Source organism: Streptococcus sp. SCPM-O-B-15294 (M123) (genome assembly GCF_058200455.1).
On the sequence record NZ_JBYQGU010000007.1, the window covers coordinates 66,390 to 88,825 of the forward strand.

The window sequence follows — 22,436 nt, forward strand, 5'->3', positions numbered from 1 at the left end:
CAAGAAGTTCTTGCAGGAATTTTTTAATCTTCCACTTCGACAAAGCGTCCAATAATATGAACATTGTCTGAAATTGTTATAAAAGCTTGAGGGTCTGCTTTTTTCATTAAAAATTTAAACTCATTAAACTCTGCTCGGGTAATAACCGTGAGTAAGACGGCTTTTTCCTGATGATTATAGGTCCCTTCGGCATTGTGAATAATGGTTGCCCCACGGTGCAATCGCTTATGGATTTTCTCAATAATCTTATCCGGTTGACTGGTGACAATCATAGCTTGCATCCGCTTCTGCTTGGTAAAGACAGCATCTGTCACTCGACTAGAAACAAAAATGGTAATCATCGAATAGAGGGCATACTTCCAACCAAAGGTCATCCCTGCTATCAACATGATGGTCCCATTGACGATGAGAGAGATTTTGCCGACGTTCTTGCCCGTTCGCTTTCGAATGGTCAAACTGACAATATCGGTTCCCCCGCTGGAGATATTATTCCGAAGGGCAAAACCAATCCCTGTCCCCATGACCACACCCCCAAACAAGGCGTTCATGATAGGGTCATTGGTGAGCGTAACTACTGGGACAAATTGGATAAAGAAGGAACTCATGGACACCGTGATAAAGGTGAAAATGGTAAACTTATGACCAATTTGATACCAGGCGATGATCATTAAGGGCAGATTGATGGCATAAAATGACAAGGAAACAGGAATAGTAAAGCCCAAAAATCGATCGCTAAGAGCTGAAACAATTTGTGCTAACCCTGTCGCACCACTCGAATACACACGTCCCGGCTGGAAAAAGAAGTTCACAGCAATTGCAGATAAAAATCCATAGACCAATGAGGCCGAAATCTTTTCATCATACTTTTCTCGGGAAATACTTTTTAAGACCCGTAATAATTTAAAATTATAAGCAATTCTTCTCACATAAAAACGTAAGATTTTACCTAAGCGAGTTTTTTTCATGATTATCTCTCGTTATACAAACAAAGGGAAAATCACAGAAGCTACTTCTGCGGATTTTCCGCTTTTATTCTTACTCCTCAGTTTTGACTTCTACTTGTAGACTCAACTCTTCCAGTTGTTTGGTGGCTACTGTAGCAGGGGCTTGGGTCATTGGATCTGTTGCCTTGTTGTTCTTAGGGAAGGCAATCACTTCACGGATATTCTCCTCACCAGCTAACAACATGACAAAACGGTCCAAACCAAGAGCCAATCCACCATGTGGAGGGAAACCATAATCCATAGCTTCTAGCAAGAAACCAAATTGCTCTGTCGCATCTTCTTTTGAGAATCCGAGAGCCGTAAACATCCGTTCTTGCAATTCTTTTTGGTTGATCCGGAGACTTCCTCCTCCAAGTTCGTAACCATTGAGCACAATGTCATAGGCAATAGCACGCACCTTGGCAAGATCGCCCTCTAATTCATGAGCTGTATCTGCTTGTGGAAGTGTAAAGGGATGGTGGGCGCTCATGTAACGGCCTTCTTCTTCAGACCACTCAAACATTGGCCAATCGACCACCCAAAGGAAGTTGAATTGACTGTTGTCGATGAGGTCTAATTCCTTGGCTATTCTGCAACGAAGGGCACCTAGGGTTGCATTGGCTACTTCTAGTGTATCCGCTACAAAGAGGACCAAATCTTTTTCTTCCAGCTGTAAAGCACTTGTCAACTCTGTTGTCACATCTGTCAAGAACTTAGCAACTGGGCCGTTTAAAGCACCATCAGCTACCTTGACCCATGCAAGACCTTTAGCCCCATATTGTTTAGCTACTTCGGTCATCTTATCGATATCTTTACGTGAGTAGTTGTCTGCTGCTCCTTTGACCACAATGGCTTTCACTGCTGGAGCTTCTGAGAAGACCTTGAAGTCTACACCCTTTACAACTTCTGTCAAGTCTGTCAAGAGCATCTCAAAACGAGTATCTGGTTTGTCAGATCCGTAAAGAGCCATCGCATCATCGTACTTCATCCGTGGGAAAGGAAGGCTGACTTCAATTCCCTTGGTTTCTTTCATGACACGCGCGATTAAACCTTCCGTAATATCTTGAATTTCTTGCTCTGTCAGGAAAGAGGTTTCTAAATCGACCTGTGTAAACTCAGGTTGACGGTCTCCACGTAAATCTTCATCACGGAAACACTTGACGATTTGATAATAGCGGTCAAAGCCAGCATTCATCAATAACTGCTTGGTGATTTGAGGACTTTGAGGCAAGGCATAAAAGTGACCCTTGTTAACACGAGATGGAACGAGATAGTCACGCGCCCCTTCTGGAGTTGACTTAGAAAGGAAAGGTGTTTCCACATCAATAAATTCCAACTCATCCAAGTAGTTCCGAATAGAGTGGGTTACCTTGGCACGCAATTTCAGATTTTCCAACATCTCTGGACGACGCAAGTCCAAATATCGATAGCGTAGACGGGTATCGTCGTTGGCTTCAATGCCATCCTTGATCTCAAATGGTGTGGTTTTTGCTGTATTAAGGACAGTCAAGGAAGAAACATGCATTTCAACCTGACCTGTTGCAATTTTATCATTAGCTTGCTGTCTGGCAGCAACTTGACCTGTCACTTCAATCACATACTCGCTACGAAGACTCTCAGCCGTTGCCATCACTTCCGAACTGACTGTTTCCGGATTGATGACCAATTGCATAATCCCTTCACGGTCCCGCAAATCAATAAAGATCAAGCCACCCAAATCACGGCGTCGACTCACCCATCCTTTGAGGGTTAGTTCTTGTCCAATGTGTTCCTCGCGAACACGTCCAGCATACATGGAACGTTTCATTGTATTTTTACTCTCCAAACTAATATTCTTCCTTCTATTTTACCATAAAGCCTGTCAGATAAGTGCTTTTCCAGAGATTTTTCCAGAAAAAACAGTTCTTTTATTCAGCTTCTTTCCCGGTAGGAGTTTTCTCTTGTTTGGCCTCTTCATCGTATAGGGTTGGGGCCAAGATTTTCATCAGACTAGCTGTTCCAAAACGCATGATAGCTGCCAAGACTCCAAATATTGGAGCCAAGTTACGGAAAAAGAAGTCTCCTCTGATGAATTGGGTGATGAGGCCCGTAATGAGAAAAATCACGATTCCTTGAAGAATCGCATAAACAGCTATTTTCTTCATTGTTTTCATGGTTTACCAGTTTCTCTCTTTCTAGTAGATAGACTTATCCACAAGTCTGTGGATAAGTCTGTGAATATGGGGATAAGTTTCTTTAAAACTATAGGAAAAAAGGTTGAGACTGGGTATTCTCAACCTCTTCACATCTTACTTAAATTGATCCGGCTGGCCTTTATAGTTAGCCCAGTCCTGACTTAAGAAACGATTGTTAATCTTGTATTCAGGAGCCGGTTGAGGGTTGGAGACAAAAGGATCAACTGCCTTGTCAAAGGCCAACCATCCATTCCAGCCCATATGAATGGTGTCCTGCATAAAGTAAGGTTTATCACCATCTTGAGAAAAATCAGCAATATGGGTAAAGCCTTGACTTTCTAGTTGGTAACGAATTTTTTCAACTGTCCGTTGATACATTTCTTGACTCAAGCCTGTATAAGCCATCCATTTCGAGTTCACTGGAGGGATAACAAAGATGACATTGGTTTTAGATTGAGCAAACTGATCCAAGACCAGTTGTAAATCATTGTATTCTGGGGATTGTTCATAGGATTCATTCTTTTGGAATCCTTTGAGTTTCTTGAGCTTACTAGCGAGACGATGGGTATAGAAGCTATTGCTAATGCCTAATTTATTATTATTGGTTTTCTCTTTGGCCTCAGCAGTCGCCACCTCTTCCAAAGCTTCGTAAGAAAATGTATCGGGCAAATCATTTAAGCGAGAGAGAACCTTCTTCTCATAGTTGCTATTGTTCATTGCCGTAAAGGTGCTAAAGAAGGCATCCTCCCGACGAACAAAGCGCATGAGGGTCTGATTGAGACCTTTTTCAAAACTAGATAGATTTTGACCTTTGGCTAGCTTCTGAACTCCTCCCTGCATAGCAACATTAGGGTACTGCTGCAAGAGACGAGATGCCGCATACTGGCTTGCTGGTCCAGCTTCCTGATTGGCCAAAAAGCTCGTTAATTGATCACTGTTAAAGTATTGCTGGAAGGCCGATGAATCATAACCGTCCTTCGTAAACCACTGGGGCGATACCACATAGACAGCCGTTTTCCCTTCTAGTTGAGGAAGAATTTGCTGCATCCCAAAATATTGGTTCAAAGACGCTGCCCCTCGTTGACCTAGAAAATACGGACGATAAGAGCGATCATACTTCTCAGCTAGTACTGCTGGGTGAACGATGTCAAATCGCAACCATTCGCTGGAACCAAAGAAGGGTACAAAACGATAGTTGGGATCCCCGAGCGCTTCTTCCTTACGGGCACGACTTTTAAAGCCTTCTGCCGTCAAGCTCACTGCGGCCTTTTTCTCCTCTGTCAGATTATGTTTGTGGTTAATCGGATAGAAAAAGAGAAGAGCAGCGACAAGAGCCATGGCGCAAAAGACTGGACCCAGAATCAGCCACAATCGTTTAAGCATTCTGAAGCTCCATGACACCTTCTACGATTTTGTTGGCAGTATTCCAGTCATCACGACCAAATTCAGATACTGGAACCCGAATATCGAAGCGGTTTTCCAATTCAACAATCAACTCAACGGTTCCCATGCTATCAAGAACACCCGCATCAAAGAGATCCTCATCCATCATGTCTGAGACATCTTCCATAAACAATTCGTCAATAATTTCAATTACTTGTGATTTTACATCCATTTTTCATTTTTCCTTTTCTTATTTCATTTTTGGAAACCATTGCTGATCCAAGAAACCTGAGAAGATCAGGAAGGACAGCATAACAGTGTTGAAGGTAATAAAGATTCCAAGAGCCTGAGTCCAGCGATTATCTGGCAGGGGCTCAAGTCCTTTTGCTTTGCGCTCTTTATTCAGTGTCTTCTTCTTCCGAAGCCAGGCATCATTAATCACGAGACCTAGACCGTGGAAGAGGCCATAAGCAACATAATACCAGGTCACTCCATGCCAGAAGCCCATGACCAACATGTTGATGATATAGGCAACGTTTGACGTTGTAATCCGACTCTGAAAGACCTTGTTGCGCATCAAGACCATGACCAGACGCATAAAGACAAAGTCACGGAACCAGAAGGACAAGCTCATGTGCCAACGATTCCAAAATTCCTTTAAATCACGCGATTTGAAGGGGAGGTTAAAGTTGATTGGGCTCTTAATCCCCATCAAGTTGGATGCCGCAAGGGCAAACATGGAATAGCCTGCAAAGTCAAAGAAGAGGTCCAAACCAAAGACATACATCACCCCTAAAGTTCCTAGGTTAAAGACGCCCCCTTGAAGAAGGGCATAAGTCTTGACATGACCTAGCAAGAGATGACCAAAGATATGAGCTAGAATGAACTTATAGAGGAAGCCAAGCATGATATACTTGACGCTCTGCTCCAGCATATCGAGGAGCTCATCCCGATCTGGAATCGTTAGGTAATCTTCATTGAAGCGTTTGAAGCGGTCGATTGGCCCACTTGAAAAAGTCGGCATAAAGAGCAAGAAACGCAAGAATTCCCAGAGACTAAATTCTTTGAGGGTCCCATCTCGCATCTCGATAATCATCCCTACCGCTCGGAAGGTCAGATAGGAGATCCCAAGGAATCCCATCCAAGACTGGGTCCCATCAATGGCTGGTTGCACCTTCACAAAAACCAAGGGCAAAACGACCAAGAAAGAGTGAAGGTAAAAGATCCACTTGCTATCACGCTGGCTTCGATAGAATTTATAGGAGTAGACCCAAAGGATTTCCCAAAAGAGGTAGAACAGAACCGCATAGATTTGTTTCAAATCCGTCCCTGTCAGCATCAAAACAATAAAGGCTAGACTGACCAAGGCTTCATAGACTGGGAAACGCTTTTTAAAGAAGAGGCCAACAAAGATGGGCAATAAGGCCCCAATCAAATAAATAAAGTAGACCGGGGTGCCATAGGGTTCTAAATGAGGGAGCTGTTTCAAAAACTCGATCATCGGTTGTTAACCTCGCTAATCAACCCTTTGATGTCGATTTTCCCGTTTGGAGTTAGCGGCAAGCTATCACGGTAAAGGAATTTTGAAGGCATCATATAAGACATCATGATGTGCTCCAAATCTTCCTTAATGGCTTTGGTAATATCAATCTCGCGCTCAAATTGTTCTTTGACCCCATCTTTTAAGATGACATAGGCCAAGAGATTTTGCACCTTGTGATCTTTGTTGTAGCGCGGTACTGCGACAGCCGAGTCGATGTACTGAGACTTGTTCAAGTTTTGAGAAACATCTTCTAGCTCAATACGGTAGCCGTTAAACTTGATTTGGAAATCCATCCGTCCACCATAGAGAAGAAGGCCTTCATCCGTCATGGTTCCGACATCTCCCGTATGGTAGGCTGGAAGACCTTCAAATTCGAAGAAGGCTTCTGCTGTTTTCTCTGGATTATTCATATAACCTTTTGAAACAGCTGGACCAGATACGATGATTTCCCCTTGCTCTCCATTTGGCAATTTATTGCCTGCCTCATCAATGATGAAGGTTGGAGAATCTTCTTTTGTGTAACCAATTGGCAAGCGTTTAAGAGTCGCTAACATCTCGTCTGTAATAGCGATTGCCGACAAAGCAACAGTTGCTTCCGTTGGCCCATAAGCATTGATGATGCGTGCATTTGGGAAACGCTCGCGCAATTTCTGAGCTGTTTTCACGGTCAACTCTTCCCCATCAAAGTAGAAATGGGTGATGCCTGGCATCTTTTCAGCATTGAAATCTTCAGACAGCATAGCCATATCTGCAAAAGATGGTGTCGAAGTCCAGATCGCAATCGGAAGAGAAAAGATGGTTGCAAAGAGTTGTTTGAAATCTTGAGTGATGGCTGATGGAAGGGCAAACAGAGTTCCTCCAAGAGCTAAGGTCGGTGCCCAATACATGACAGACAAGTCAAAAGAATAGGGCGGTTGCGCCAACATTTGCGGACGCTCTGGCGTCGCAAATTCCTTGTCTGTGATCATCCAGTTGGTAAAGCTGAGCAAGTTATCATGCGAAATTTGCACCCCTTTTGGTTTCCCAGTTGTCCCGGAGGTAAAGATGATGTAGTAGTTATCATCCCCTTTGACCGGATGTTGCAAGTCATAGACATGCTGAGCCGCATAGGCTTCACACACTTGCTCCAAGGACATGATCGGAGCAGCTGGGTTTTCGATTGGAAACTCATTGATGGCAATAATCAAGCTTGGCTTTGCTACTTCAAGAATAGCAGACACGCGCTCCAAGGCAGAGTGGCTATCAATTGGGATATAAGCATGGCCAGATTTGGTCAAGGCCACAAAGGTTGCTAACATTTCATATTCTTGGCCACCAAAGACCACTACAGGTGACTTTTCAGGAAGTCCCATTTGGTCAATGTGAGCTGCTAAGCTATCTGAATCAGCCTTTAATTGACCATAGGTATGTTCTTCTCCAAGGACATTGTAGACAGGATAGTCTGGTTGCAGTTGGGCGAAACGCTCAATCGCCTCGATCATATCAGTAATTGGTTTGTTTGACACGGTAGGGATCTCCTTTAAAATTCATTGTAGATAAAGCCACCCTGACCTTGACCAAGGTAACTAAAGAAATAAAGTAGGGCTAAGAAAATAGCGAAATACAAGATTGTTTGCCCTATAAATTTATAAAGTGTTTTATGTTTCATCTTTTTCACTCTTCATTTTGATTTTCACTGACTATTTTACCATTTTTTGTTCAGTCATAGCAATCCAAACACAAGGAAAAAATACTAGAAAACGTTACCATAAGAGACGATTACTTTCCTGATTTAAGCCAACCGCTATCTAAGCATTATCTTGCCGTTTCGCAACTCTGACGAATCAACTCCAAACACTTGTCTAGATCTACATCTCTTTCAAAATGGTCGGGACTCCAGGGAACCTCTATATCCGGCTCCACACCTTGATCCGTCATTCCTTTCCCTTGATCTACGCATAGACAGCGAGAGGTAGGAAACATCAATTGATAATCGCCATAATCAACAGTACAACAATTGGAATAGTCTAAAATTCCTAGAGTTGGTCTACCTACCACCGTTACCTTCTTAAACTGCTTCATCATCTGGACAAAATTATCACCAGATGATCGACAATAAATATCTGATAAGATAAAGATCTGTTCGGGATATTGGCCACCTCTAACCTCTGGGAAGAATTCCTCGCTTTCTTGCTGATACGGTACATATCCTTTCCCCCGATGGCGGAGCAACTCCTTTTTCATAGCTTCCAGTAGTTTAACTGTTTCAGGACTAATTTCTTCCTGTTGCATCCAGTCCTCAAAATCCTTTAAGCGTAAGTCGACATTGCGTTCCGTGTAGAGAATTTCCATGCTATCATCGTCCCAGTCAAGCGAATCATAGCCCTGATCCTTCTCTAAGCCTAGATGTAACAGAGGAAGATATAGAGAATCTGTCCCTCCGCAGTTCTGTCGGACATCAATGAGAAGAAACTTGACCTCCGTCATCATGGGTAAACACTCTTGATATACCCGACCAATGGCTCCTTCATCCATAAAGTTATCCAGACGAAGATAAAGAATCTCATCGTCTAATCGTTTCCAAAAAATCTGATCTTGGATTGGTTCTCGACTGGGTGCTACTTCAATGGTCTTTTCTACCCCTTCTCGAAGCAGGGTGACCCTTGTGGACTGAGAGACCAAATCCGCCCATTCTCGGTAGTGTCTTTCAGGGGTCTTACTGATAAAATAGTCCTTCTGAAGAGACGTTACCTGCCCCAAGTCACTTCCATCCAAAGCTAAGATCTGATCTCCTACTTGAAGTCCCGTATCTTCATTTGCCCCTTCTACAAAGAGACCGTCGTCTGTCGAGCGCAATAAAAAACCTTTGTTAGGGGCCTTTTTCTTTCCAAAAGAAACATGGCCGATCACTCCAAAACTAGCTAGGTAGGACCTGACTTGATAAAGAAAGGCATCATCCGTCATATCATCTGTAATTTTTTCTCGAAAAGGCTCTGGATCGCATCCTTTTCTATCTTTGATGGTAGATGAATCGTGAGTCATAATAGAGACGACATCTTCAAAAATAGCAGTCTTTTTCATAAAGGATCCCTTCAATTTTTTAGAAACAGTATACCACTTTTCCTTAAAAAGTTCTTAAAAGCCTAAAAAGCTATCCTAAAGGAGGATAGTGTTAGAATGGAAACAAACTATTGTTTTACATAAAACAGTTAGATGATTACCAAAAAATGACTTTTATTTTTTAGTTATTTAAGAAGATCAAAAACTTTCCGCTGTGAGAAAAGTGCCTGAAACACAAATGTTTCAGGCACTCGGAATTATTGAGACCTTAGGCTCAATAATTAGTCATGGAACTTTGAAGAAGTTCGCTGACGTCCGTACTCACCTAAGGAAAGTTTTTCAAAGACTTTATCTTCAATCTGAAGCTATCCTAAAGGAGGATAGCGTCTATAAATTCTTTCTTTTCTTGGCCCTCTTGGTCAAGGATACATCGCAATGATAAATTTCTTCTGTTAGAAGGGTCGTCATTGCAAAATCGTCAACTTCTGGTCTCAGATCCACTTCATAATCCAAGGTAAGCTGTTCCCCATTTTGGCTTGTATTAACCGAAATCAAGTCGACTTCTGTACAATTGCGATCCAGCAAACGGCTGATCTTATCTGCAATCCTAGCCTGATTTTCTAGCTCAATCGTCAGGTGACGGCGCCGTTGGTGGTCGGTCTTACTTTGCTTGGTTTCGAGCAAGAGCCAGATAGCTAACAGAAAGGCCGTAAACAAAACTGCCAATAAGAGGTAGCCCGACCCCGCTGCTAAACCAATAATCATAGCAAGGAAAATCGCGATTAATTCTCTCGAGCCACTGGTAGCAGAACGAAACCGAATCAAGCTAAAGGTTCCCGCTACTGCAATCGAGGTCCCCAGACTCCCGTTCACCAGGAAAATCACCAGGGTCATCATGCAGGGAAGCAAGGTGAGACTGACGATAAATTCACGCGTATAGAGGGTACGGTATTTGTAGGTCCAAGACAGGGCCATCCCGAGCACCAGGCTAACCAGTAAGGCTAACATCAGGCGCACCGGATCTACGGTTGCCGTAGCGTTATTAAAAATAGAATCAAATAGATTAGACATAGGCAGCACCTGTCCTTTCTTGAATTGGCGTTGGTGCGTAGTCTAAGCCTTGTGACTTATGGTAGGCACAACCGTATTTCGAAAATTTCTGTTTGACCAGTCCGTACTTATCCAGAATGCCCTTCAGCCACTGAGGTTCTTCACCTGGGGCCTTGATTTCCATAATGATGGTATTTTCTTCTAATAAAGGCTCACCAGCTTTCCCACGAAGGAGACTGACCTGCTGATCACGATAGACCAAGTTTTGATCCAGAGTGACCCGAATCTTATTGTAAGGATAACCTTGGATACTCTTCTTTTCTTTTAAGGACAAACGATCATAATAGATGTACATCTGGGGCTGTAGTCGGTTATCATAGCGCTGGCGCAGAGCTTGGATTTCTTGCACCAAGTCCAAATCCTGAATGGTCTGATCCACTAATCCATCTGTCATGAGGCGGGTAATGGAGGAGGGGTTCGAGACCAGGCGGAACTTGTGACCAATACCTTCTGCATCCTTTGATTTTACTTCTAGAAAAGCCTGACTCTCCACTGTTGGATGCTCTACATAGGCCCGCATCCGGATCTTTTCACGACGGTTCTGTTTAGCAAGGGCATCTTGGATCACATCAAAGTCTTCGGTATCAAAATAGACATTCGAAATCGTGGAGACTGGATAATCGTCTTCAACAACATATTTCTTTAAATCTTTCAATAAATCATCCAAGTCTTCTTTATTCACCACATATTTGGTTTCAATCCGCTTGAAGCTTGTCTCTACCGTTTTTTTCATGTTTTTCTCCTTTCGTTCTATAAAAAGTTGTTATTTTCTTTATCGTTTTTGTTGCAAAGCCACGAGTCGCTTTACTTGTTCCTTAGTTTAATGGCCTTTTCTTAAGCTTTCATTAAGCCAAACTTAAAGAAAACTAAAGTTAAGGTTCCTTTCAGAAAAACTTTAGGAAACTTTCAGCTAGCAACTTTAGACTAGGAGCATATCAATGGAACGAGAGGAAAAGCTCATGAAATCAAACAAATGGAAATTCTTATTAACGGGGGCCACGACCCTCACCTTACTGACAGCTTGTACCCAAGCGTCATCTCAATCAGCTACAACAAACAATACCGCCCAAACAACCGCTACTTCTACTTCAAAAAATAAAACAAACAATTCCAACTATTTTACAGATAAGGACAAGGACACGTCTTACGACGAAAGTACAGCTTCTACTGTCAAACTGTCTGGATCTTCTGCAACTGTTTCAGGGGACGGCGTAGCCGTTTCTGGATCCACCGTGACCATCTCGAAGGCCGGAACCTATGTCATCTCTGGTGAATCCGATGGGGTTCAAATCAAGGTCGAAGCAGGTGACTCAGATGATGTTCACATCGTCTTGAAAGGCGTTACAATGACCAACACCAACGCGCCAATTTCTGCTACGAAAGCAGGGCATGTCTACCTGACTCTAGCAGATGGCACGACCAATACCTTGTCTGATTCAAGTTCAAACAATGATGAAGACGCCGATGCGGTCATTTTCTCTAAAGGCGACCTTACCATCAATGGTTCAGGTACGCTCAACATTGATGCCAAGAAGAACAACGGGATTAAGGCCAATGATACCCTCCACATCACAGGTGGAACCTATAAAATCACGGCTGTTGGAGATGCCTTCAACGTCAATGATGAACTCAATATCACTGGCACAACCATGACCATCGATGCAGATGAAGATGCCGTCAAGGTGGATAATGATGAAGATACTTCGGTCGGAACCATGTATCTTTCAGATAACAAAATGACCATCACTGCAGGAGACGATGGCATCCATGCTTCTGGTGATCTGGTCATCGATAGCGGAACCTATGAGGTAACCGAGTCTGTCGAAGGGCTTGAAGGAAAATCGATCACCATCAACGGAGGGGATATCACCATCTACGCAACTGATGATGGTGTCAATGCAGCCAATGCCAATGCTAACCAAGATGAAATTTTCTTCACCATGAATGGCGGAACCCTCAACGTTGAAGTTGGCCAAGGCGATACCGATCCAATTGATTCGAATGGAAATATCACTGTTACTGGAGGAACCATTAAATTAACGGGTCAATCTGGATTCGACTTTGATGGTACTGCCACCTACACCGGTGGAGATATCTATATCAACGGTGAAAAACAAACGGAAATTGTCAACTCCATGCCTGGAGGCGGTGGTGCTCCCGGAGATGGCGGACCTCAAGGCGGTGGACCTGGCGGGCCTGGTGGACGCTAAGCCCTTCTTTCAAGGTCACTAACTGAAGCACACGAGAGAGTGGGACAGAAATCGGTAATTCGTTAGAATTCGATTTCGTCGTCCCACCTCCGCACAGTTGAGTAAGGCTGTAAAAGCTGATGAAATCAGCGTAGTAGAGCCCACTCAACCACTGCGTCTTGCTCGACAATCCAAAGACAATTAAGAGGCTAGAACTTTTGTCCCAGCCTCCTCGCTTCAAATGAGATCACAAGGAGCTGACCCTTACAGGAGAGAAAGTTTGTATGAATACCTACTTCGTACAAGCTCTCTCCTGTTTTTTCGTGCTTTCCAAGCTTTTATAGTGTACAATAGAAGAAATAGCGCTCATGATTAGAAAGGGATTTATATGATGTCTAAAAAAATCACTCTCCTTGCAACGCTCTTTTTGAGTCTTTTCTTCTTGACAGCCTGTATGTCTGATTTTCAGTCACATTTCAAACCGGAAGAAACGAGCTCTCGTACCTCTTCTAAAAAACAAGAAAAAAGTGAAAAAGAAGCCTCATCGTCTAAAAAATCATCTAAAACTAGCTCTTCGAACAAAGAAAAGAAAGAGTCTAAGACGGAAACCAGCTCTAGCAAAAAAATGGAGGATCTCCCTGCCAATGCTAGCGAAGCTCCAACAGACAAGATTTATGCAACAGGCGATTCTGTCGTTTACTATAGAAAAGATGGTGATACATTAGAAGCCGCAACACCGGATTACGAAGGCTATACTAAAAATTTTGTGCAAAAAATTCTTGGGGAACCTGAAAATGTCCTTAACGATCCAAAGTATCTGGTCGAAACCTTCTCAGAAAAGGAACGGGAAAACCTTGTCAAACTCTATCAAGAGGGACACTTAACAGATGAACAACTCCGTGCTTTTTGGGCTGGTGCGATCGATATCGCTCAAGCTACTCGGTTCGGTCAAACCTATACGGTTTATATCTACAAACAGGGCCAAGTACAACTGGTCTTCAAAGAAGACAACCTTATCTACATCACTCCAAATCCAGAAGTGCTTTATTTTAACTAAGAAAAAGCCCTCTTCTCTGTTGAGAAGGGGGCTTTGTTTCACATGAAACTATAGATAGAGGAAGCTTAGTCTTCTTCCATTTTTTGAGGTCGATAGGCCATCATTCCTAGGCCAATACACAAGCCCAAAACCAGGGTAAGGAAGGTGACTTGCCCGCCTATTTGACCAGATAAGGAAATGGTTTCCCTTAATCCCGATACGGTATAACTCATCGGCAACAGCGGATGAATAGCTTGGAAGAAACGATTGGTGAGGGCAAGCGGATAAGTCCCTGCACTAGAAGCCAGTTGAAGGAGCAAGAGGATCAAAGAGATAAAAGCTCCGACCTTGTTGTTCCATGTCGTTAAGGCAGTCACCATGGACATGAAGGTCACACTTCCTAGCACACAGAGGAAGAGGGTCAAGCCTTCATGATTTGCTGTCAGTCCTAGCAAGTGAACTGCTCCATAGACCAGAACACCAGCCAAGACCGCAATCATCCCGTTCACTTCCAATCTCGCTTTAAACCAAGCCCAACGACTTTCTGGATGACGCCCAGATGGCAATTTTGCGAAAATCATATTGGTAGAAAGAGCCGCGACGAAAAGGGCAACGGATATCATATAAGGCGCCATGCCCACTCCATTCACTGAAACATTGTCATGGTCTGTCTTCGAAAGAGTGATTGGATCTGACAATACGCTTGCATTTTCTTTTTCAGTGCTAGCGCTATTTAGTTGGTCCTTAGCTGAACTCAAACCCTGACTAAGATTTTGACTACCTGTTTGGAGATCACCCAAGCCTCCGACAAGAACCTGACCTCCTGCCGCTAATTGACCAGAGCCATCAGCTATCTTAGTTGCACCATCCGCCAATTGCTGAGAACCTGATAGTAACTGACCTGATTTATCCGATAACTGATCGACGCCTGACACCAGTTGATCAACACCGCTAGCCAAAACTGGTGTTTGACCATTTAGTTGACCGATCCCACTAGCTAGCAATCCAGCGCCTGTTGTTAATTCACTAGACTTACTAGTCAATTGGTTGGCTCCTGAAGCTAATTGATTCATTCCAGCAGTCAGAGTTGGCATTTTCCCATTTAGGTCTCCCAATCCTGCTACTAGCTGATTACTTCCCGTTACCAAGTCACCAGATTTCTGCTCCAGTTGGCTTGTCCCCGTACTCAATTGAGTAGCTCCTGCAATCAAGCTACTGCTATTGCCCGTAAGCTGACTAGCTCCACCGGCTAACTGATCCACCCCTGTCGTATAGAGTTGAACTCCCTGGCTAAGGGTTTGGCTAGCTGGGAGAAGTTGCTCTGTTACTGCTGTCTGAACGGAGCTCAAGCTAGTTGAAAGAGTATTCAAGGTAGACGAAGCTGTTGGTAAAATCTGGTTGGCACTTTCTTTTACTGTGGCCAAGGGACTCTCGGTTGTTAAGCTTTCTTGCAAGCCTTGAACAGTGGTTAAAATCGCTTGAGCAGCAGTCTCCGTAGTACTTGAAGTAGCAGAGACAGCAGCCGTCATTTCTGCCTGTTGCTCAGCTGTCATCGATTGATAGGCAGCAGTAGCTTGAATATTTGCTAGCACCGAATTGCGGTCAGCCTGTGCTGCTGCTGAAATCCCTTGAGCAGAGGTGGCGATGGTTGCCAAAGCTGTGCTGAGTTGACTGGTATCCCCGCTCGTGTTCTGAATAGCTTCATTTAATTGGGTGAGGCCTGCTGTTAATTGGGCAAGTTGCTCTTGCTGATTTGGTTGCGGAGTGAGTTGTGTGGATAAGGTTTGAATGCCTGTCTCTAACTGAGACACTCCATTTCTTAATGCTTCCGATTGGCCGCTTAATTGACTAGCTCCACCACTGAGAGTAGCAAGCCCTGAGCTATAGCTGGTGAGGCCAGCCATCAAATTACTAGCGCCAACATTCAACTGACTGACTCCCTTTGTATAGGTAGTAAGTCCCGTTGAGAGAGTCGTTATCCCTGTATGCAATTGGCCAATTCCAGAGGCTAACTGAGGCGTTTGACTAGCCATTTGATTTAAACCATTTCCCAGTTGTCCAACTCCCGACGTATAGGTCGTCAAACCACTACTAAAGGTAGTAAAACCATCATGAAGTTGCCCAACTCCCGATACGAGGGTGGGAACTTTCTCCTGCATTTGATGAAGACCAGTTCCTAATTGGCCAACTCCATTGGTGTAGGCCAAGAGACCAGTGCTAAGAGTCTGTGCCCCATTGGAAAAAGACAGACTCGAGTTGGACAAGGTGGTCAAATGGTCTGTCAAGGTCTGTCCACCCTCTTTTAGCTGACCAGCACCGGTCGCTAATTTCTGGCTTCCTTCTGCTGCTGTTCCCATACCTGTCTTCAAACTTCCCATCTTTTCGAAGAGAGCGCTGGTATAGGTTTGAGTGACATTACTAGCAACAGTTTGCTGGATTTTTATCATGGCTGAATCACTCATCTTACCAGCAATAAAGCTATGTCCACTAGATGTTTGGTAGGCAATGGTCATCTGTTCTGGGTGATTGGTTAAGATAGAAGCAGCTTTAGCAGATAGATCCTTAGGCAAGGTCACCACCATATAGTACTCACCCTTTTCCAGCCCCTCTTTAGCTGCTCTTTCATCGACAATATGAAAATCCAGGGCATCACTTTTCTCAAAATTGGACACCATGTCTTTTCCGATTGTCAATTCTTCTTCCTGATAACGAGCTGGCTGGTCTTGATTGACAACTGCTACTGGCAGGTCGGAAACCTTGCTATAAGGATCCCACATAGAGGATAGAAAGATCACATTGTAGAGAGCTGGTATCAAGGCAACCCCGATCATCACAACGATAAAGGTCGGTTTCCTAAAAATCGCTTTCCATTCCTTAAACATTTTTTGTCTCCTTTTTATACACATTGTCTAATTTTTTGATATAATTGATTATACAGTTCTTTTTAAAAACCGCAAGTTAAAAAAATCATTTTTGGACACTGTGTATAATTTTGTATATAAAAGAGGGAGACTAGAATGGTTACCGAAAGCAACAAGCGAATAAAAACAAAACGGATCATCCAGGAAGCTATGGTTGACCTGCTTCATAGGGAGTCCTTTGATGAGATTTCAACTGTTCAGTTGGCAAAAGAGGCTGGTATCAGCCGGAGTAGCTTCTATACCCACTACCGTGATAAGTACGATATGATCGAGCGCTACCAACAGGAATTTTTCCACAAAGTTGAATACATCTTCGACAAACAACAAGATGATAAACGCCAAGCTGTTACCGAAGTTTTCGAATTTCTCACCAAGGAGCCCCTCTTTGCTGTCCTTCTAACCGAGAATGGGACAAAAGAAATTCAATCCTTCTTGCGGCACAAGCTACAAGTTCTACTAGTCGATAGCTTGCAAGAACGTTATGGCCATCGATCTTTGACCGAAATCGAAAGAGACTATAGTTCTGTCTACCTCACCAATGCCTTCTTTGGAGTCTGTCAAATGTGGGTGGCGCGCGGGCAAAAAGAAAGCCCCCAACAAATGGCGGACTTCCTATTAAAAATGCTGGAATAAAAGAGAGTGGGACAGAAATCGGTAATTCGTTAGAATTCGATTTCGTTGTCCCACCTCCGCACAGTTGAGTAGGGATGTGAAAGCTGATGAAATCAGCGTGGTAGAGCCCACTCAACCACTGCGTCTTGCTCGATAATCCAAAGACAATTGAGAGGCTAGGACTTTTGTCCCAGCCTCTTTTATGTTATGTTTCTTTAGTTCCCTGCTCCTAAAAATTGATCCACAAAGAAACTGAAGTAAGATTTCTCTCCTGTAATCAGGACACACTTCCCTTCCAAACCGTATCGTAGGAGTTTGGCCTCCTGATCCTTGAGACGAAGAACTCCCTCAATTTTGAAAAAGTTTCCCTGTTCTGTCCGAGTGGCACTCGAAGCAATTGAGCTAATACGGGCCTCTAGCGTAATGGGTTTTTGTTTACTTCCCTGTGTGCTAAAGCGAATCCGATCGCCTACATGAATCGTAGCTATATCTTTTGAAGGAATATAGGTGACAATCTTGACTTCTTTTTCTTTCTGAATGAGTGGATAAACTTGAGCCAAAGGAGTCCCTTCCGCTACAATACTCGCTCCTTTTGTTTCATCATTCAAATGAATCACCCCTTCATCCTTGGCTAGAATCCGAGTCTTCTGAAGAAGATTTTCTTGTGTTTTTAACTTACTATCTAGATCTGCAATTTGCTGAGAAAGAAGCAGCAAATCTTGTCCAACCTTACTTAGCTGTTGAGCTTTCAGAGAGGCTATTTGACTATCTAAGCTGGTCGAAAAAGCTTGTTGGCTTCCGGATCCCGCATATTGGATGCGATAATTAGAAATACTCGCCTCTAGCTGTTGGATTTGACTATCTAGTTGACTGATAAAAGAAGCTTGTGCTTGAGCGTTTTCTTCTCCATGTGGTTTCTGAGCGTAACTCTGGTAGAGAGAATAAAGTGGATGAGTCGCATCCAGACTTCTTCCCTCTAGTAGAGCTGATTTTAGACTATGGTAATCAGTTAATCGCTTCTCTTGGTCTTGGATAGCTTGGCCAATTTCTGCTTGACTGGAACTTGCACTGGCATTTTGAGAAGCAATGGTTGCATTTTGTTGATGGGCTTGCGCTTGGAGAATCGCTATTTGTTGCTGATAATCCTTAAACAGCTGGTCATATCCAAAATGCTCAGTTCCTGTAAATTGGCTCTCCCCGGTCTCAATGCTCGTTTTCAACAATTTTAATTGTTCCTCCTGTTTCTTTAAGAGGTCGAGCTGTTGCGTTAAGCTCATTCCTTGTTGTTTTTCCTGATCCTCTTGGTATTCTACCAAGATTTCTCCCTTCTTAATCTCTTCATTTTCCTTCAAATGGTTGACTTGAATGGGAGAATTACTCGTTGACTGGATTTGGTCCACCACGCGTGTAGCTTCAATCGTCCCACGACTAGACAAGGTCACTTCCTTTTTGGCAAATACAGAGAAACCGACAACAAATAGTAGTAAAAGAAAACAAGGGACCACCCATAAACTAGCAAAATTGTGGAAACGTTTCTGATAGAATTCTGCACTTTCAAAATATTTTTCGTTCATCATACTTTCTTTTTTTCTCCTAGTCCTCTCTTAACAAGTAACCAAATGGCTGTAATAGCCATTCTTTTTCAGTAATTCTTCATGGCTTCCTTCTTCCTTCAGACGACCTTGGTCCATGAGGAAGACTTTTTCAGACCGTTCTGCAATCGTTAACCGATGGGCGATAAAGATAATCGTTTTGTCTAAGGCCATCAAGCGGTCCACAATTTTCTTCTCCGTCAAGATATCCAGGCTGCTGGTCGCTTCATCCAAGATCAGAATCGGAGCGTCCGTTAATAAGGCACGCGCCAAGGCAATTCGCTGCCGTTGACCACCAGAGATTCCCATGCCATCCGTAGTCAATTCTGTTTGGTAATTGAGGGGCATACGCTCAATGTCTTCTCGAATTCCTGCGATTTCAACAGCGCGCAAGATATCTTCCTGACTAGTTCCTTCTCGCGCTCCCAGTAACAAATTCTCTAAAATCGTACCATTAAAGACATAGGGCTGCTGGGGTAAATAATTGATTTGCTGGCGGAGCAAAGTTTTATCCACTTGCTGGATATCCGTTCCTCCCAGACGAATCGTCCCTTTATTGGGTTGGTAGAAATTCACCATCATCTTTGCTAGCGTGGTTTTTCCAGAACCTGAAATACCAACAAAACTTACCTTGCTCCCTTTTTTGATCGTGAGACTGATATCGGTAAGAACGTTAGCCCCAAAACCGTATTTGTAGTCTACTCCTTCAAAAACCAGATCACCATCGAGAGCCTCACGATCTTGAAGAGGTTTCTTCTCTACGAACTCAGAGTCTATCAAATAGACTTCATTCAGACGGGTATTGGCCACTCGGGCTGCTTGAAGTTTGGTTTGGAGGTTGATCAAGTTCTCTAGAGGGCCTGTGAAATAAACAAGGAGAGTATTGTAGGTGATCAACTGCCCCAAGCTCAATTCTTGCTTCATGACCAAATGAGCTCCCAACCACAAGACCAAGACATTCAAAATCAATTGGGCCAAGTGTTTGAGCCCCTTTTGTAGACTCTCCGCCTTGCTCATGGCAAAGGACTTCTTGAGATAGTCTACAAATTCTGAGTCAATCTTTTGATAGCGACTCCGCTCACTGGTAAGAGACTTGATAGTTTCAATCCCGTTGATATCTTCGATGATAGAAGAAGACAAGACACTATTGGCTTCCATGGTTTCATTATTTAAGCGCTCAAAAGGCTTCATAAAGGCAAAAATAATGACCGCATAAATCGGTAGCAAGAGAATGGTCAAGAAAAAGAGGTGAGCGTTTTGGCTAAACAGGACTACTGATAAAATCAAAACAATAGACAGATCCAAAAAGATTGAAAGCAGTGTACTAGCCAGAGCATCGATAATGCGGTTGGCATCTGTAAAACGTGACACAACTTCTCCTGTCCGTCGAGTCGCAAAGAAACTCATAGGCAACTGAAAAACATGCTTAATATAGGACAGAATGACATCAATAGACAAGCGTTGGCCTAAAACAAGAAGCAAGTAATCTTGCGCATAGGTCAGGACCTGCTGTAAGATGTAAACTACAATCAACCCTAGTGAAATCACACTCAGCGTCTGCTTCATCTGATCAGGCACATAGGTATCAATAATCGATTGTAAGTAGTAAGATCCCACAATATTGATGAGGGTTACCAATAACGTTGCAAGAACAATATGCAGAACCAATTGCCGCTGTTTAAACAAAAGAGGGACAAAATCTAGGAGCCCATTTTTCTTTTCTTTACTCGGTTGATAGGCTGGAGTCGGGGCCAAGGCGATGACAATCCCTGTCCATTCCTTTTCAAACTCCTCGATCGTCAATTTGGTCATCTGTACCTTTGGATCTGGATCGGCTATGTAAAGATGCTTTTTATCTTTCTTATAGACTACGTAATAATGAGGGAGACGCCCATCCTTGATCACGTGAACAATCAAGGGATAGGTCACTCCTTCCAAGTCAAAAAGTGTACGATCTGCTCGGAAGGCGCGTGTCTCAAATCCCAACTCCTCAGCCACCTTGACCAGACCTAAGGCGGTCGTTCCATCCGCAGTCGTTTTTGCCTTCTCCCGCAGACTAGCTAAAGAATAGTATGAGCCATAGTAGCCAAAAACCATGGCCAAAGCTGCAACACCACAGTCTCTCATATCAACTTGTTGGCGATAATGTTTTTTCTTAAATCCCATAAGAACCCTTTCCAATCGTTTGTTTCATCATAACAAAATGGGCAATCCGAGAAGAAAAAATCGCTATTTGGTTTATTATTTTAGGTATTTGGTCACAAAAATCTGCAATTCAGGAGAGTTGTTATTTATTTTGTAAAAGAAAAACCGCCTATTTTACAGACGGTCATTTCTTTCTATGAAGTAACTTAGGGAGCAAATAAGGGAACAAACCCAGAAATCAACGGTTTAAGACAAAACAAAAAGCCCACTGTTGTAGGCTTTCTGCAAGTTTTTCTTAAAATTAAAGCATTTTGTTATCATCACTTAAACATGTATAGTAATAATAAGGCAACCTAACTACCAAAAACATTGTATTTCAACAATCACTAACAAAGTGAGACATGCTGGGGTAACTTAAAGGGTAGTAAAAAGGGAACTAAATCTAATGAGTTCAACAGGCAAGAATTAAGCTCCAAAATTTTGGGGCTTTTTTTAAAATCTTTGACTTTTTTTGACCTATACCCCCACCCCCTTAAAAATTAACCCTTATATTTAGAAAATCGACCCCTCCCACCGGTTCCCAGAGACCGATTTTTTTCGATTTTTTTCGACCGGGGGGTATTATTTTTAGATTTTCAATTTTGTGTACGTTCCCAAAAATGAGTAATTCTAATTTTTTGTCTCATTATTTTTGCATTTACTAGCCCTGTTCCCCTTTCTCAATTAGACATATCTTACATTCTGTCTAATTCGTTCATTCACAAAACCCCAAGCGTATCAAGGAACTACAAGATTTTAAAAAATGAATTGGCGTTTCCCTCGTTATGTCTAATTGATAATATTGAATGATAAAAAGATAGGCCGAAACCTATCTTTCTATTCTATTTAAATATCTTTCCTAGTAGACTTTGTTTCTTCTCTGGTAGCCCATTCAAAACATTGTACGCTTCTATCATTTCTTTTTCTTTGCTTTCGATATATCTATCGACTACTGAAGATATGTAAGCGTTGAAGTCTGACGGCTTGTCACTTGATAGCTTTCGATCTAGTATAAGTTCTTCGAGTAGTAGATCACTCCATAAGATCATATCAAATGAAAGGTTATATACTTTTAGAAGTCCTTCAAGTGCCTCTTGGTATAGGTGGCCTTGACCTTTCTTTGTGTAATATTCTTTATCCTTTTTAGCTGGATCAACTACTGTGAATATATACTTATCTGTAATCTTATTGTTTACAAAGTATCTTGCTTCTTGCTCAATATCTCCACCCTTGAAGAAGCTCTCCATGTCTTCAAGAAAGATACAGATATCTGTTTTATAACTTTCCTTTTGTTCCAGATACTCCTGCTTAAGTTTCAATATTAAGGGGGTAATTTTTTGGTCAATCAGATTGTTCCAGTTAGAAATATATTTGATACCTTCACTATGTATTTTCTCTAATCGCTTTGTAAATTCTTCTGACAAGACTTTTTCTTTATCTAATGTAGTTTTGTCTGGAGCTTCTAAGGTGTTTTGAAAATCTATTTTATAGCTCTCAATTTCTTTTAATAAATCTTGTTTTTCCTTTTCAAGACTATTAAAGGTATTGACTACTTCTTTCTCTCCTTTCAATTCATACCATTTTTCTAATAGTTTCTTGAAAGGGTTTAGATAGATTTTACTACAATTTAGATATAGAAAGTACAATTCTTCAATATCATTATTTTTCAT

18 protein-coding genes are annotated in these 22,436 nt (G+C 42.6%); 3 read left to right on the forward strand and 15 right to left on the reverse strand.

The window, feature by feature from the left end; all coding sequences use genetic code 11:
• Nucleotides 1–23 precede the first annotated feature (23 nt).
• From AC3E8G_RS06125 to AC3E8G_RS06175, 11 genes are all read right to left on the reverse strand, one after another.
• Complete coding sequence (locus AC3E8G_RS06125; protein WP_154857014.1) at nt 24–965, reverse strand: YitT family protein; 942 nt, start codon at nt 963–965, stop codon at nt 24–26.
• A 70-nt stretch (nt 966–1,035) separates the two neighbouring features.
• Nucleotides 1,036–2,790: an aspartate--tRNA ligase gene (gene aspS / locus AC3E8G_RS06130; protein ID WP_490677265.1), complete on the reverse strand. Its 1,755-nt coding sequence runs from the start codon at nt 2,788–2,790 to the stop codon at nt 1,036–1,038.
• A 100-nt stretch (nt 2,791–2,890) separates the two neighbouring features.
• Nucleotides 2,891–3,127, reverse strand: a complete 237-nt coding sequence (locus AC3E8G_RS06135; protein WP_236128258.1) for a hypothetical protein — start codon at nt 3,125–3,127, stop codon at nt 2,891–2,893.
• A 144-nt stretch (nt 3,128–3,271) separates the two neighbouring features.
• Nucleotides 3,272–4,540, reverse strand: coding sequence for a D-alanyl-lipoteichoic acid biosynthesis protein DltD (gene dltD / locus AC3E8G_RS06140; protein WP_490677266.1), 1,269 nt, complete (start codon nt 4,538–4,540; stop codon nt 3,272–3,274).
• Nucleotides 4,533–4,772: a D-alanine--poly(phosphoribitol) ligase subunit DltC gene (gene dltC / locus AC3E8G_RS06145; RefSeq protein ID WP_006595371.1), complete on the reverse strand. Its 240-nt coding sequence runs from the start codon at nt 4,770–4,772 to the stop codon at nt 4,533–4,535. The genes dltD and dltC overlap by 8 nt, the downstream gene beginning before the upstream one ends.
• Before the next feature lie 18 nt (nt 4,773–4,790).
• The gene (gene dltB / locus AC3E8G_RS06150) at nt 4,791–6,041 is read right to left on the reverse strand and encodes a D-alanyl-lipoteichoic acid biosynthesis protein DltB (protein ID WP_195324263.1); all 1,251 of its coding nucleotides are present in this window, start codon (nt 6,039–6,041) and stop codon (nt 4,791–4,793) included.
• Nucleotides 6,038–7,588: a D-alanine--poly(phosphoribitol) ligase subunit DltA gene (gene dltA / locus AC3E8G_RS06155; protein ID WP_490677267.1), complete on the reverse strand. Its 1,551-nt coding sequence runs from the start codon at nt 7,586–7,588 to the stop codon at nt 6,038–6,040. Before dltA ends, dltB begins: the two co-directional genes overlap by 4 nt.
• 14 nt (nt 7,589–7,602) lie before the next feature.
• Complete coding sequence (locus AC3E8G_RS06160; RefSeq protein WP_006595368.1) at nt 7,603–7,731, reverse strand: teichoic acid D-Ala incorporation-associated protein DltX; 129 nt, start codon at nt 7,729–7,731, stop codon at nt 7,603–7,605.
• A gap of 146 nt (nt 7,732–7,877) precedes the next feature.
• Nucleotides 7,878–9,143, reverse strand: coding sequence for a S41 family peptidase (locus AC3E8G_RS06165; RefSeq protein WP_490677268.1), 1,266 nt, complete (start codon nt 9,141–9,143; stop codon nt 7,878–7,880).
• A 366-nt stretch (nt 9,144–9,509) separates the two neighbouring features.
• Entirely contained in the window at nt 9,510–10,193 is a 684-nt protein-coding gene (locus AC3E8G_RS06170) for a DUF4956 domain-containing protein (RefSeq protein ID WP_490677269.1), read from the reverse strand.
• Entirely contained in the window at nt 10,186–10,965 is a 780-nt protein-coding gene (locus tag AC3E8G_RS06175; protein WP_490677270.1) for a polyphosphate polymerase domain-containing protein, read from the reverse strand. The genes AC3E8G_RS06170 and AC3E8G_RS06175 overlap by 8 nt, the downstream gene beginning before the upstream one ends.
• A 226-nt stretch (nt 10,966–11,191) precedes the next feature.
• Here AC3E8G_RS06175 and AC3E8G_RS06180 point away from each other — a divergent pair, with 226 nt between their 5' ends.
• Together AC3E8G_RS06180 and AC3E8G_RS06185 are read left to right on the forward strand one after the other, a co-directional pair.
• Nucleotides 11,192–12,442 (forward strand): carbohydrate-binding domain-containing protein, encoded by a 1,251-nt coding sequence (locus AC3E8G_RS06180; protein WP_490677284.1) that lies wholly within the window; start codon nt 11,192–11,194, stop codon nt 12,440–12,442.
• 370 nt (nt 12,443–12,812) lie between these two features.
• Nucleotides 12,813–13,478: a DUF4947 domain-containing protein gene (locus AC3E8G_RS06185; RefSeq protein ID WP_490677271.1), complete on the forward strand. Its 666-nt coding sequence runs from the start codon at nt 12,813–12,815 to the stop codon at nt 13,476–13,478.
• Between the two features lie 65 nt (nt 13,479–13,543).
• Here the strand turns inward: AC3E8G_RS06185 and AC3E8G_RS06190 are convergent, their stop codons facing one another.
• Nucleotides 13,544–16,339: a YhgE/Pip family protein gene (locus tag AC3E8G_RS06190; protein ID WP_490677272.1), complete on the reverse strand. Its 2,796-nt coding sequence runs from the start codon at nt 16,337–16,339 to the stop codon at nt 13,544–13,546.
• A 135-nt stretch (nt 16,340–16,474) separates the two neighbouring features.
• Between AC3E8G_RS06190 and AC3E8G_RS06195 the strand changes: the two genes are divergently transcribed.
• A complete protein-coding gene (locus tag AC3E8G_RS06195) occupies nt 16,475–17,011 on the forward strand; it encodes a TetR/AcrR family transcriptional regulator (protein WP_485770592.1) in 537 nt (178 codons plus the stop codon).
• A gap of 194 nt (nt 17,012–17,205) precedes the next feature.
• Here AC3E8G_RS06195 and AC3E8G_RS06200 read toward each other — a convergent pair whose 3' ends face one another.
• The 3 genes from AC3E8G_RS06200 to AC3E8G_RS06210 form a co-directional block, all read right to left on the reverse strand.
• Nucleotides 17,206–18,567 carry a bacteriocin secretion accessory protein gene (locus AC3E8G_RS06200; RefSeq protein WP_490677273.1) on the reverse strand — a complete coding sequence of 454 codons (1,362 nt, stop codon included), beginning with the start codon at nt 18,565–18,567 and terminating at the stop codon, nt 17,206–17,208.
• Nucleotides 18,568–18,594: 27 nt separating this feature from the next.
• A complete protein-coding gene (gene comA, locus AC3E8G_RS06205; protein ID WP_490677274.1) occupies nt 18,595–20,748 on the reverse strand; it encodes a peptide cleavage/export ABC transporter ComA in 2,154 nt (717 codons plus the stop codon).
• 860 nt (nt 20,749–21,608) lie between these two features.
• On the reverse strand, nt 21,609–22,436 hold the full coding sequence (locus tag AC3E8G_RS06210) for a hypothetical protein (protein WP_490677275.1): 828 nt from the start codon (nt 22,434–22,436) through the stop codon (nt 21,609–21,611).

What these genes read in the sequence shown, in the direction of transcription:
- AC3E8G_RS06125 (WP_154857014.1), bottom strand. Translation starts at nt 965, where the DNA reads ATGAAAAAAACTCGCTTAGGTAAAATCTTACGTTTTTATGTGAGAAGA.
- aspS (WP_490677265.1), bottom strand. Translation starts at nt 2,790, where the DNA reads ATGAAACGTTCCATGTATGCTGGACGTGTTCGCGAGGAACACATTGGA.
- AC3E8G_RS06135 (WP_236128258.1), bottom strand. Translation starts at nt 3,127, where the DNA reads ATGAAGAAAATAGCTGTTTATGCGATTCTTCAAGGAATCGTGATTTTT.
- dltD (WP_490677266.1), bottom strand. Translation starts at nt 4,540, where the DNA reads ATGCTTAAACGATTGTGGCTGATTCTGGGTCCAGTCTTTTGCGCCATG.
- dltC (WP_006595371.1), bottom strand. Translation starts at nt 4,772, where the DNA reads ATGGATGTAAAATCACAAGTAATTGAAATTATTGACGAATTGTTTATG.
- dltB (WP_195324263.1), bottom strand. Translation starts at nt 6,041, where the DNA reads ATGATCGAGTTTTTGAAACAGCTCCCTCATTTAGAACCCTATGGCACC.
- AC3E8G_RS06160 (WP_006595368.1), bottom strand. Translation starts at nt 7,731, where the DNA reads ATGAAACATAAAACACTTTATAAATTTATAGGGCAAACAATCTTGTAT.
- AC3E8G_RS06165 (WP_490677268.1), bottom strand. Translation starts at nt 9,143, where the DNA reads ATGAAAAAGACTGCTATTTTTGAAGATGTCGTCTCTATTATGACTCAC.
- AC3E8G_RS06170 (WP_490677269.1), bottom strand. Translation starts at nt 10,193, where the DNA reads ATGTCTAATCTATTTGATTCTATTTTTAATAACGCTACGGCAACCGTA.
- AC3E8G_RS06175 (WP_490677270.1), bottom strand. Translation starts at nt 10,965, where the DNA reads ATGAAAAAAACGGTAGAGACAAGCTTCAAGCGGATTGAAACCAAATAT.
- AC3E8G_RS06180 (WP_490677284.1), top strand. Translation starts at nt 11,192, where the DNA reads ATGAAATCAAACAAATGGAAATTCTTATTAACGGGGGCCACGACCCTC.
- AC3E8G_RS06185 (WP_490677271.1), top strand. Translation starts at nt 12,813, where the DNA reads ATGTCTAAAAAAATCACTCTCCTTGCAACGCTCTTTTTGAGTCTTTTC.
- AC3E8G_RS06190 (WP_490677272.1), bottom strand. Translation starts at nt 16,339, where the DNA reads ATGTTTAAGGAATGGAAAGCGATTTTTAGGAAACCGACCTTTATCGTT.
- AC3E8G_RS06195 (WP_485770592.1), top strand. Translation starts at nt 16,475, where the DNA reads ATGGTTACCGAAAGCAACAAGCGAATAAAAACAAAACGGATCATCCAG.
- AC3E8G_RS06200 (WP_490677273.1), bottom strand. Translation starts at nt 18,567, where the DNA reads ATGATGAACGAAAAATATTTTGAAAGTGCAGAATTCTATCAGAAACGT.
- comA (WP_490677274.1), bottom strand. Translation starts at nt 20,748, where the DNA reads ATGGGATTTAAGAAAAAACATTATCGCCAACAAGTTGATATGAGAGAC.
- AC3E8G_RS06210 (WP_490677275.1), bottom strand. Translation starts at nt 22,436, where the DNA reads ATGAAAAATAATGATATTGAAGAATTGTACTTTCTATATCTAAATTGT.